The organism is Mesorhizobium sp. 43Arga, assembly GCF_053714255.1.
Genome location: NZ_JBSKBO010000002.1, coordinates 408116 through 420378 on the forward strand (window position 1 = coordinate 408116; position 12263 = coordinate 420378).

Here is a 12263-nt window from a genome sequence, read left to right on the forward strand (position 1 = left end):
GCCGCCACCACCATCGACATTGGCGACGGTGAACTCGCCTGTGCTTCAGGCTATCAGGCAAAAATAAGAACGTAAAGGGAACGAGGGTTGGCCGCGCGCAATCACCTGGGGGCGCGCGGATCGTTCTCCAGCAGGATCGGCTTGCCGTGCGGCGTGGCGTGCGCGGCGCGCTCCCAGGCCCGCGCCATCGCATCGACATCGGATTTGGCGGCCAGCCCCTTTGAGGCAAGCAACCCTTCCAGTGCCGCCAGCCAATGCTCGTAATAGTCATGGCCGTCGGCTGCCGCGCCCGGCTTTTTCACCTCCGCCGACAGCGCATCCGCCCACTCGCTCCACGAGAACAGGCCCTTGTCGTGCAGCGCCACCGTCATGGCGAACGCCTCGGCCTGCCAGGGCTCGGCGAAGACAGGCGCATCGAGCCTAGCGGGCAAATCGGCGGCGGTCGCGTCAGGCCGGCTCAAGATAGCTCTCCCAGGCATCGATCGAGACAACAAGCGTCGGATCGGCCCCCTCGCCCCAGATTTCCGTGCCGTCGAAAACCACCGTGTAAACCCATTGCGGGTTTTCGCCGTGCCCATGCGCATTGCTGTCGGGAAAGACAAAACCGTCGCGCACCGCCTCGATCCTGCCTTGCCTGCCACGCGCATAGCGCGGCAGCCTTGTGTGGCCGGTCGGGTTGAAATTCTTCGTCCGCACAGCGTCGCCGGCCTTGAACCGCGCCGGCTCCGCCGTCGGCCGATTGCAAGGGCCGCCCTTGGCCAGCACGGCAGGCACATTTTCCGCCTTCAGCACCCGTTTCGGTGTCGCCGCCGCATCGATCGCCTCGCCCGCCTTGAGATCGCGCTCGCTGACGAAACCATGGCGCTTGAGCAGGGTTTCCAGCGCCTTGATCCAGATCTGATAATAGCTGGAGGAATAATAGTCGGCCGGATGCAGCGATTCCCGCGCGTGCCGGCTCTCGTCGATGGTCCAGGCGCCCATGGCGCCGGCGCAAAGCGTGACGCCGAGCGCCCGCCTCTCCCAGTCGGCGTGGAAATAGGGCTCGTCCTTTTCGGGCGCGACCGGCCCGAACCCCATCTGTCCGCCGAGATCCTGAGGCCCGTTCATGCCGGCTGGCTCGTTTGTTGCGGTTCCTGAGCGAGCGCCGTACCGATCATCGCGTCACGGCTCACCAGTTCGGCCAACCGCTCCTCGCTCCAGCCTTCGGTTCCCTTGGGGCGCATCGGCACGACGAGATAGCGCAGTTCCGCCGTCGAATCCCACACGCGTAGCTTGGTGGTGGCCGGCAGCGTCAGCCCGAATTCCTCGAGCACGCCGCGCGGATCGATCACCGCGCGCGACCGGTAGGGCGGCGCCTTGTACCACACCGGCGGCAGGCCGAGCACCGACCATGGATAACAGGAGCACAGCGTGCAGACGACGAGGTTGTGCGTCTCCTCGGTGTTGAACACCGCCTGCATGTGCTCGCCCTGGCGGCCGGTATAGCTCAGCGATTCGATCGCCGCCGTCGCGTCTCGCTTGAGCCAGTCCGCATAGGCGGGATCGGTCCAGGCCTTGGCCACCACCCTGGCACCGTTGCGCGGGCCGATCTTGGTCTCGTAGGTATCGACAATGACGTCGATCGCCGCCGGATCGATCAGCCCCTTGCGGGTCAGGATGGTCTCCAGCGCCCGCACGCGGGCGGCAAACGGATCGAGTTCGTTGTCGTGGTCGTGATCATGGGACATGCCGCAAATTACGGTTCCGACCCGGCCGCCGCAAGCATGACGGCTTGGGCCAGCGGAAATCAGCGCCCGCTGGCCGGTTATTCGGCGGCCGTCTTCTGCGGCTCGGCCGGGATGTCGTCGTTGATGCCGAACAGCGAGGGCTGTTCGGGATTCTCGACCGCACGCAATTCGGCCTTGCGCCTCGGCATGAGCCCGACCAGCCAGCCCGAGAAATTCTCCATATAGACGTAGATCACCGGCGTCACGAACAAGGTCAGCGCCTGAGAGGCCAGCAGGCCGCCGACAACGGCAACGCCCAGCGGCTGGCGCAGTTCGGCGCTGGCGCCGGTACCAAGCGCGATCGGGAACGTGCCCATCAGTGCCGCCAGCGTCGTCATCATGATCGGCCTGAAGCGCATCAGGCAGGCCTTGTGGATGGAGTCCTTGGCCGACATGCCCTCTCGTCGCAGTTCAAGCGCGACGTCGACCATCATGATGCCGTTCTTCTTGACGATGCCGATCAGCATCAGAATGCCGATCACCGCGATGACCGACAGATCCATGCCGGCGAAGCGCAAGGCAACGACCGCGCCCAGCACCGCCGACGGCAGGCCGGTGAGGATGGTGAGCGGGTGGATGAAGCTCTCGTACAGAATGCCGAGCACGATATAGATGGTCAGGATCGCGCCGCCGATGAGCAGGCCCTGGTTGGCCAGCGAATCCTGGAAGGTCTTGGCGGTGCCGGCGAAGGACGTCGAGATCGCCGTTGGCATGCCGATCTGCTCCTTCAGTGCGCTGATGCGAGCCGTACTGTCGCCAAGCGCCACGCCTTGCGGCAGATTGTAGGAAATGGTCACGGCAGGAAGCTGGCCGAGCTGGTTCACCGTCAGGGCGCCGGCGGTGCGATCGACCCGGGCAAAGGCGCCAAGCGGAACCAGCGAGCCGCTCGCCGTCCGCATCTGGATGGCGAGCATCCGCTCGGGCGACCACTCGATCTTTGGATCGAGCTCGGTGATGACCTCGTAGCTGTCGGCCGAGCCGAAGATCGTCGAGACCTGGCCCGTGCCGAACCCGCCATAGAGAGCGGTGCGCAGCGTGTTGGTATCGATGCCGAGTTGGGCAGCCTTGTCACGATCCACCACCAGCGATGCCTGCAACGCATTGTTCTGCAGGTCGCTGGTAACGTCTGCGAAGGTCGCATGGTCGGCTGCCATTGCGTCATTCAGTTTTTGCGCCCAGATATCGGTCTGGGCGGTATCGAGGCCCTGAACCACCAACTGATAGGCGCTGGCGGACGACCGCGAACCCAACCTCAGATTCTGCACCGGCTGCATGTAGGTTTCGATACCCGCCACGCCAGCCAGTTGCTTGCGCAGATCCGCCTGCACCTTCCCGATGTCGGGTCGCTGGCTCTTGTCCTTCAACTGCACATAGAGCTGGCCCTGGTTAAGTGCATTGCCGCCGCCGCCTGCCGACCATGCCACGTGCGAAACATAGGGCGAGTGGGAAAAGACGCTTGCCACCTGCCCTTGCAGCTTGACCATGGCGTCGAACGAAATGTCCTGCCGCGCGATGGTGGTCACCGAGATCTGGCTGATATCCTCCTGCGGGAAGAAGCCTTTCGGCGAGACCTCGATCAGCCACACCGACGCCGCGGCGGTGCCGATGAAGACGAGGAACACCAGGAAAGTGTGGCGCAGGCAGAAGCTCAGAACCCGATCGTAGCCGCGTGTGACGAGGTCGCGCTTGTGGCCAGGGGCGTGCGCTTCGCGATCGGCCTTGGTGACCGACAACAGCCGCGAGCACAGCATCGGCGTCAGCGTCAGCGACACGAACATCGATGCCAGGATGGCGACCGTGACCACGACGGCGAACTCGTTGAAGATGCGCCCGATGACACCGCCCATCAGGAGCACGGGGATGAACACCGCCACCAGCGAGATCGAGATCGAGATGATGGTGAAGCCGATTTCGCGCGCGCCCTTCAGCGACGCGTCGAACGCCGACAGCCCATCCTCTTCCATGTGACGGAAGATGTTTTCCAGCATGACGATGGCGTCGTCGACGACGAGGCCGACCGCCAGCGTCAGCCCCATCAGCGATATGTTGTCGATGGAAAAGCCGAACAGGAACATCGCGCCGAGCGTGGCGATCAGCGAGATCGGCACCGCCACGGCTGGGATGATGGTCGCCGTCACCCGGCGCAGGAACACGAAGATCACCATCACCACCAGTGCGATGGTCAACAGCAGCGTGAACTGCACGTCGTCGACCGCCTGGCGGATCGAGGTGGAGCGGTCATTGAGCAGCTTGATCTGGGCGGCGGCCGGCATCTGGTCCTGGAAGGACGGCAGCATCGCCTTGACCTTGTCGACGACGTCGACGGTGTTGGCATCGGGCTGGCGCTGCACGGCCATGATGATGGCGCGGGTACCATCATACCAGCTCGCGGTCGTCGTGGTCTGCACCGAATCGACGACGCGGGTCACCTCGCCCAGCCGCACCGGATGGCCGTTCTTGGTGGCGATGATGAAGTTGGAGAAGCCGGCGGCGTCGGTCAGCTGGGTGTTGGCGGTGATGGTCAGCTGCTGCTTGTTGTTCTGTAGCACGCCGAGCGGCGTATTGCTGTTGGCTGATGCGACCGCCGCCTGCAATTGATCGATCGAGATGCCGCGCGCGGCAAGCGCTGTCGGATCGATCTGGATGCGCACGGCATATTTCTGCTGGCCGAAGATCGAAACCTGCGCCACGCCGTCGATGGTCGACAGCGACGGCGAGATGACGTTTTCGGCGAAAGCATCGAGGTCGGTCAGCGGAACCGTGTCGCTGACCAGTGACATCAAGAGGATCGGCGCATCGGCCGGATTGACTTTGCGGTAGCTCGGCGGCGACGTCATCTGCGGCGGCAGCGATTTCTGCGTGCGCGCGATCGCCGCCTGCACGTCCGCCGCGGCCGCGTCGATGTTGCGATTGAGCACGAACTGGATGGCGATCGAGGTCTGGCCGAGCGAGTTGCTGGTCGAAATGGAATCAATGCCGGCGATCGTCGCGAACTGCTTGATCAGCGGCGTCGCCACCGATGTCGCCATGGTTTCCGGCGAGGCGCCCGGCAGCGAAGCCGAGACGTTGACCACCGGGAATTCGGCGCTGGGCAGTGCGGCCACCGGCAGGAATTTGTAGGCGAACAGTCCGCCCAGCACGAGAGCGAACGACATCAGGAGGGTGGCGACGGGCCTGCGAATGCAGAATTCGGAAATCATCGGGCCGCCTCTCCGGCATCGGTTGCCTCGGCCACCTTGGGCGTGGCGGCCGCGGCGCCTTCGTGCACGGCGGCGCCATCCTTCAGCCTGGTCTGGCCTTCGGTGACCACTTTCTCACCGGCTTTGAGGCCCTGGCTGATGGCGCTGTTTTGGCCTTCGGTCAGCGCCACCTGCACCGGCCGCATCTCGACCGTGCTGTCCGGCTTCACCACATAGACGAATGGCCCCTTCTGGCTGGGCTGGACCGCGACGGTGGGAACGGAGGTCATCTGCGGCATGATGCCGGCATCGAGCACGACATCCACATACTGGCCCGGCCACAGCGAAAGATCCGCGTTCGGTATGCTCGCGCGCGTTGCGATCGTGCCCGAGGCGGTATCGACGCTGGAATCGACGAAATCGAGCGTGCCCTTGCCGATCGGCGTCGGGTCGCCGTCCTTGGTCAGCGTCACCGCCCCTTGCTGGGGATTGGCAAGCGCCTTGTGCAGGAGCGCAAGGTTGCTTTCCGGCAGGTTGAAGTTGACCTGCAACGGATCCATCTGGGTGATGGTCACCAGCGGCGTCGAGGTGCTGCTGTTGCCATTGCTGGTGGTCACCAGATCGCCGACGGCAACGTTGACCGCACCCAGCCTGCCCGAGATCGGCGCCGTGATGGTGGCAAAGCCAAGCTGGACATTGTCCGCTTCGATCGTCGCCTTGTCGGCGTCGACAGTCGCGGCCGCCGCCTTCTGCGCGGCCACGGCCTGATCGTAGGTTTGCTGCGTGCCGGCCTGCTTGGCGACAAGGTCCTTGGCGCGCTGAAAATCGGAATTCGAACTGGCAAGCAGCGCCTGATCCTTGGCGAGCGTGGCCTGGTCCTTGGCAAGTTGCGCCTTGAGCGCCCGGTCGTCGAGCGAGAACAGGGTGTCGCCGGCCTTCACCATCTGCCCGTCCTTGACGTCGATCGACACGATCTGGCTGGAGACACGCGCGTTGATGCTGACCACCGCGGGTGAGGAGACGAAGCCGATGGCGTAGCGCCGGATCGGGAAGTCAGCCGTCGTTGCCGCCGCCGAAACGATCGAGGCCGAACGGGCGCCACTGCCGCCCTGCTTGCCCCCGGCTGCCTGCTTGTCGGTTGCCGTCTTGTCCGACGCCGCGACCTGCTTTGCGCCGATGAGCTGCTCAACCTTGCCCAGCGTGTCCGGTGACAGATAGAGCCAGGCCGCGCCCGCGCAGGCGACGACAAGCAATGAAACAATGACTTTTCCACGCATCGACAAAAGGCCCTCTCTGTCCGACACGCCGTAGTCAGGTGGTCGTATTCTAGCGCAATCCACGGCTCATTGCCGCGATTTCGCCGAATAGATAGGACACGCATTTGTTGGAAAAGGGCCAAAACACGGCATTACGAAGATTTAATGTGCACTGCACAATCGGTAGGCGGTGCCGTCGTTGCCGCTGGCCGAGGCCCGTCGAAGCGTGGGAGAACCCTATTTCAACATCGGCCAGAGTGTCGCGGCCAGGAGCACGCCCATGGCGATGTTGAACCATTTCAGCCGCACCGGATCCGACAGGAAACCCCGCAGCGCCGTGCCGAATCCCGCCCAAACCGAAACGCTCGGCAGGTTGACGATGGTGAAGGCGATCGAGATCAACGCCACCGACAGGAACGGGTGCTCGGCATTGGCATAGACGGCCATGGCGGTGATCGCCATCACCCAGGCTTTCGGATTGACCCACTGGAAAGCAGCCGCATCGATGAAGCGCATCGGCCGCGCTTTCGTCTCTCCCTTGCCGGTCAGTGAGCGCGACATGGCAATCTTCCAGGCAAGGTAGAGCAGATAGGCGCCCCCGGCGATCTTCAATCCAGTGTGCAGCGCCGGAAATGCCGTCAACACGGCGCCAAGGCCTAGGCCGACGGCAAGCAGCAGCACCAGGAACCCCATGCTGATGCCAAGCATATGCGGGATGGTCCTGACGATGCCGAAATTAACGCCTGACGCCAAAAGCATAAGATTGTTAGGCCCCGGCGTGATGGAGGTCACGAAGGCGTAGGCCAAAAGGGCAAGAAAGGCGTCGAGGGTCATGACGGCTCACAAAGGTCAGCATTGCTGACTTAAATCCGCCTGGCGCGCCGGACGCAACTTCATTCGATTGGTCCAATGCACGCTGCATTGATCCGCCTATGCAACTCTGCGGATCAGTCCCGACGGCGATACTTCAGTGCCCAGAGAAACCAACTGAAAATGACGATGGATGCGGCGTGGAACAGGACCCCATCCCAGAATCTGTTTGGACTGTCCACATACGCAACCAAGCTATAGGTTCGCCCGACAGGGACCGTCATCGTTACCCAGGCAGGGGCAAGCACCCAGATCGAGTATGCGATCAGAGCGTACATCATCACATGTATTAGAAGATCTTGTCGCGGGGTCATGCGCCGCTGGTTCTGAGATCGATTTGGGACTGCCTTGGCCAACCGTGATTGCTGAACGTTAATTTCGAATGAAACCCTACATGCCCTGCGGGCCGCGGTTCATCGCCGCCACGCCGGTGCGGCAGATCTCGACCAGGCCAAGCGGCTTCATGATGGCGATGAACTGGTCGAGCTTGGAGCCCTTGCCGGTGATCTCGAAGATGAAATGCTCGGTATTGGCGTCGATGACGCTGGCGCGGAAAGCGTCGGCCAGCCGCAGCGCCTCGACGCGAGCCTCGCCGGAGCCGGCCACCTTGACCAGCGCCAGTTCCCGCTCCAGCGGCCGTTCCTGCCCAAGCTCGTGCGAGCGCACAGTCAAATCGACCACTCGATGGACCGGCACGATGCGCTCGAGCTGGTTCTTGATCTGCTCCATCACATGCGGCGTGCCGCGCGTCACGATGGTGATGCGCGACAGGTGCCTCTCATGCTCCGTCTCGGAGACGGTCAGGCTCTCGATGTTGTAGCCGCGCCCGGAAAACAGGCCGATGACCCGGGCAAGTACGCCAGGCTCGTTGTCGACAAGCACGGAAAGCGTGTGGATCTCCGGCCGCTCCGTTTCCTTGGCGATGAAGTAGGCGGAGCCGGTCGGTTGAAGGTGCTGTGCGTTCATGACATGAATCTCAAATTCTTGATCTAATTCTTTGTTTGCGCACGGCTTTCTTCGACAAGCCCTGCCTTGGCTAGTCGATTACACCAGTTCCCTGCCCTTGGCGTCGATGGCGTTCGCCACGGCCTCGTCGGTGGCCTCGTCGGGCAACAGCATCTCGTTATGCGCCTTGCCCGACGGGATCATCGGGAAGCAATTGGCGAGGTTCGCCACGCGGCAGTCGAACAGCACCGGCTTCCTGACCGAGATCATCTCCTTTATGGCGTCGTCCAACTCGTCCGGCTTCTCGCAACGTATGCCATGGCCGCCATAGGCCTCCGCCAGCTTGACGAAGTCCGGCATCGCCTCGGTGTAGGAATGCGACAGACGGTTGCCGTGCAAGAGCTGCTGCCATTGCCGCACCATGCCCATATACTGGTTGTTGAGGATAAAGATCTTGATCGGCGCCTTGTACTGCACCGCAGCGCTCATCTCCTGCATCGTCATCTGCACCGAGGCGTCGCCGGCAATGTCGATGACCAGCGCATCGGGATGCGCGATCTGCACGCCGAGCGCCGCCGGCAGGCCATAACCCATCGTGCCCAGCCCTCCCGAGGTCATCCAGCGGTTCGGCTTTTCGAAATGGTAGTGCTGCGCGGCCCACATCTGGTGCTGGCCGACCTCGGTGGTGATGTAGGTGTCCTTGTCCTTGGTCAGTTCGTAGAGCCGCTGGATGGCGTATTGCGGCATGATCACATCATGGTTCATCTTGAATGCGAGTGAATCGCGCCCACGCCATTTTGCGATCTGCTCCCACCAGGGATAAAGCGCCTTCTTGTCGGCCTTGGCGGTTGCCCGCCACAGCCGCACCATATCCTCCAGCACCCGGCCGACATCGCCGATGATCGGCACCTCGGTGTGCACGTTCTTGTTGATCGACGACGGGTCGATGTCGATGTGGATCTTCTTCGAGTGCGGCGAGAACGCGTTGAGCCGCCCGGTGATGCGGTCGTCGAAACGCGCGCCGATGCAGATCATCACGTCGCAATCATGCATGGCCATGTTGGCCTCGTAGGTGCCGTGCATGCCGAGCATGCCGACCCAGTTCTTGCCCGACGCCGGATAGGCGCCGAGCCCCATCAGCGTCGAGGTGATCGGGAAACCGGTGAGGTCGACCAGTTCGCGCAGCAGATGGCTCGCTTCCGGGCCGGAATTGATCACGCCGCCGCCCGAATAGATGATCGGCTTCTTGGCGCTGGCCATCAGCTCGACCGCGGCCTTGATCTTTTCCAGATCGCCCTGGACCTTCGGCTGGTAGCTGGTGCGCGGTGCGATCTGCGGCGGCACGTAAAACCCCTTGGCGAACTGCACGTCCTTCGGGATGTCGACCACCACGGGACCCGGACGGCCTGTCGTGGCGACATGGAAGGCTTCATGGATGGTCGCGGCGAGCTCGTTGACGTCCTTCACCAGCCAGTTGTGCTTGGTGCAGGGCCGCGTAATGCCGACCGTATCGCATTCCTGGAACGCGTCGGAGCCGATGAGAGAGGTCGGCACCTGGCCCGTCAGGCAGACCAGCGGGATCGAATCCATCAGCGCATCCTGCAGCGGCGTCACCGCATTGGTCGCGCCGGGGCCTGATGTCACCAGCATGACGCCGGCCTTGCCGGTCGAGCGCGCATAGCCCTCGGCCGCGTGGCCGGCACCTTGCTCGTGCCGAACGAGAATGTGCTCGACATCGTCCTGCTGGAAGATTTCGTCATAGATCGGGAGAACCGCGCCGCCGGGGTAGCCGAAGACATGCCTGACGCCATTGTCCTTCAGCGCCTGCACCACCATTTCGGCGCCCGTCATCTCGCGCCGCTCACTCTGTCCGTTGCTCATCGGTCTGGTCCCGTACTGTCGCCGCTTGGGCGTTGCCATTTGGGTGTTATCGGTCGTTTAGTCGTGTTTCGGGCAATAAAAAAGGCCCCCGAGGGAGCCTGTGTGTTGCGCATGGGAGGTTTTCGCCCGGCGGTTACACCGCCTTGCCCACGCGCCTTCCTACGAGAATGAGTGCCTTTTTCATGGTCGCGGACACTACGGGCCGGCAAGGCGCCCTGTCAACGGCAAAAATCGCGACGGCGATGAAGGTGCTTCCCAATTCGACAAATGGCCCGTCACGATTTCGCGATGGTCACCGCATCGTGCCGACACCACACCCATCGCCCGTTGCGGGGGCCCTTCAAACTGGCTCGGGAGCAGCGTTCTCCAGATAAGTCCTTGAAGCCACGCGAAACTATGGTGGGGCGTGACGAAGGCCGTCCTCTCTGCCGATACTTCATCGTCCGGCTCGGGAGGAGCCACCATGACGGCCTGGATTTCACGGAGGAAAACTTATGCTCGACAAGGCCCCAAGCAAGAAACTGTCCGACCTGCTCGACCAATTCGGCGGCGCCCTCGCCGCCCAGGACATCGACAAGGCCGTCGGTTGTTTCCAGGAGGATTGCTACTGGCGCGACCTCGTCACCTTCACCTGGAACATCAAGACCATGGAGGGCAAGGACCAGGTCCGCGACATGCTGAAGAGCCAGCTGTCGAAGACAAAGCCGTCGCATTGGGCACTCGCCAAGGGCGAGGACGCGACCGAGAACGACGGGCTGATCGAGGGCTGGATCAGTTTCGAGACCGAAGCGGCGCGCGGCTTTGGTCACATCAGGCTGAAGGACGGCAAGATCTGGACGCTGCTGACCACCATGGTCGAATTGAAAGGCCATGAGGAACCGGCCGGCTTCGCGCGGCCGATGGGCGCCAAGCATGGCTCGGGCAAGAACCGTCCGACACTGAAAGAAGAGCGCGAGAAGGAGACGGCGGAACTCGGCTTCAAGACGCAACCCTACACGCTCATCATCGGCGGCGGCCAGGGCGGCATCGCGCTCGGCGCGCGGCTGCGGCAGCTCGGCGTGCCGACCATCATCGTCGAGAAGAACGAGCGGGCCGGCGACAGCTGGCGCAAGCGCTACAAGTCGCTCTGCCTGCACGATCCGGTCTGGTACGACCATCTGCCCTATATCGATTTCCCGAAGAACTGGCCGGTCTTCTCGCCCAAGGACAAGATCGGCGACTGGCTGGAAATGTACACCAAGGTGATGGAGCTGAACTACTGGTCGTCGACTGAGGCCAAGAGCGCCTCCTATGACGACAAGAAGAAGGAATGGACCGTCATCGTCCGCCGCGACGGCAAGGACATCACCTTGAAGCCCAAGCATCTGGTGCTGGCGACGGGACAATCCGGCAAGGCCAATCTGCCGAAATTCAAGGGTATGGAGAGTTTCAAGGGCGACCAGCACCACTCCTCGAAGCACCCCGGCCCCGATGACTATGCCGGAAAAAGAGCCGTCGTCATCGGCTCCAACAATTCCGCCCATGACATTGCGGCGGCCCTTTGGGAAGCCGGCGCCGACGTCACCATGGTGCAACGCTCGAGCACCCATATCTCCAGATCCGACACGTTGATGGAGATCGGACTGGGTTCGCTCTATTCGGAGCAGGCGCTGCAGAACGGCATCTCCACGGCCAAGGCCGATCTGATCTTCGCCTCCCTGCCCTACAAGATCCTGCACGAGTTCCAGATCCCGGCCTATGCCGAGATGAAGAAACGCGACGCGGCGTTCTACAAGGGACTGGAAAAGGCCGGTTTCATGCTCGACTGGGGCGACGACGAGTCCGGCCTGTTCATGAAGTACCTCAGACGCGGCTCAGGCTACTATATCGACGTCGGCGCTTCCCAGCTGATCATCGATGGCTCGATCAAGCTGAAGAGCGGCGTCGACGTCGAAGAGATCAGGCAGCATTCGGTTGTGCTGAGTGACGGATCGGAACTGCCCGCGGACCTCATCGTCTACGCCACCGGCTACGGCTCGATGAACGGCTGGGCCGCCGATCTGATCTCGCGCGAAACTGCCGACAAGGTCGGCAAATGCTGGGGCCTCGGTTCCAACACCACCAAGGATCCCGGCCCCTGGGAAGGCGAATTGCGCAACATGTGGAAGCCGACGCAGCAGGAGGCGCTGTGGTTCCATGGCGGCAATCTGCACCAGTCGCGCCACTATTCGCAGTTCCTGTCGCTGCAATTGAAGGCCCGGCAGGCAGGCCTGGCGACGCCTGTCTACGGGCTGCAGACGGTGCACCACAAGGGATAGCCGGCAACCTCGCAAGGCCTTCTGCCATTCCGCATCGGCGATCAGAAAAGGGTGACCCCGCGCGGCATG

General features: G+C 62.8%; 9 protein-coding genes. 1 reads left to right on the forward strand and 8 read right to left on the reverse strand.

Annotated features, from left to right (window positions below; genetic code table 11):
• Nucleotides 1-101: 101 nt before the first annotated feature.
• The 8 genes from ACWGS8_RS08445 to ACWGS8_RS08480 form a co-directional block, all read right to left on the reverse strand.
• Entirely contained in the window at nucleotides 102-461 is a 360-nt protein-coding gene (locus ACWGS8_RS08445; RefSeq protein ID WP_454580488.1) for a nitrile hydratase accessory protein, read from the reverse strand.
• Nucleotides 448-1107 (reverse strand): nitrile hydratase subunit beta, encoded by a 660-nt coding sequence (nthB, locus tag ACWGS8_RS08450; protein ID WP_454580489.1) that lies wholly within the window; start codon nucleotides 1105-1107, stop codon nucleotides 448-450. The genes ACWGS8_RS08445 and nthB overlap by 14 nt, the downstream gene beginning before the upstream one ends.
• Nucleotides 1104-1727 carry a nitrile hydratase subunit alpha gene (gene nthA / locus ACWGS8_RS08455; RefSeq protein ID WP_454580490.1) on the reverse strand — a complete coding sequence of 208 codons (624 nt, stop codon included), beginning with the start codon at nucleotides 1725-1727 and terminating at the stop codon, nucleotides 1104-1106. The genes nthB and nthA overlap by 4 nt, the downstream gene beginning before the upstream one ends.
• A 77-nt stretch (nucleotides 1728-1804) precedes the next feature.
• On the reverse strand, nucleotides 1805-4966 hold the full coding sequence (locus tag ACWGS8_RS08460) for an efflux RND transporter permease subunit (protein ID WP_454580491.1): 3162 nt from the start codon (nucleotides 4964-4966) through the stop codon (nucleotides 1805-1807).
• A complete protein-coding gene (locus ACWGS8_RS08465) occupies nucleotides 4963-6222 on the reverse strand; it encodes an efflux RND transporter periplasmic adaptor subunit (protein WP_454580492.1) in 1260 nt (419 codons plus the stop codon). Before ACWGS8_RS08465 ends, ACWGS8_RS08460 begins: the two co-directional genes overlap by 4 nt.
• Before the next feature lie 216 nt (nucleotides 6223-6438).
• Nucleotides 6439-7035 (reverse strand): LysE family translocator, encoded by a 597-nt coding sequence (locus ACWGS8_RS08470; protein WP_454580493.1) that lies wholly within the window; start codon nucleotides 7033-7035, stop codon nucleotides 6439-6441.
• Nucleotides 7036-7461: 426 nt separating this feature from the next.
• Complete coding sequence (gene ilvN / locus ACWGS8_RS08475; protein WP_454580494.1) at nucleotides 7462-8037, reverse strand: acetolactate synthase small subunit; 576 nt, start codon at nucleotides 8035-8037, stop codon at nucleotides 7462-7464.
• Nucleotides 8038-8115: 78 nt separating this feature from the next.
• Complete coding sequence (locus ACWGS8_RS08480; RefSeq protein ID WP_454580495.1) at nucleotides 8116-9897, reverse strand: acetolactate synthase 3 large subunit; 1782 nt, start codon at nucleotides 9895-9897, stop codon at nucleotides 8116-8118.
• A gap of 494 nt (nucleotides 9898-10391) precedes the next feature.
• Between ACWGS8_RS08480 and ACWGS8_RS08485 the strand changes: the two genes are divergently transcribed.
• Nucleotides 10392-12194, forward strand: coding sequence for an NAD(P)-binding domain-containing protein (locus ACWGS8_RS08485; protein ID WP_454580496.1), 1803 nt, complete (start codon nucleotides 10392-10394; stop codon nucleotides 12192-12194).
• Nucleotides 12195-12263 lie beyond the last annotated feature (69 nt).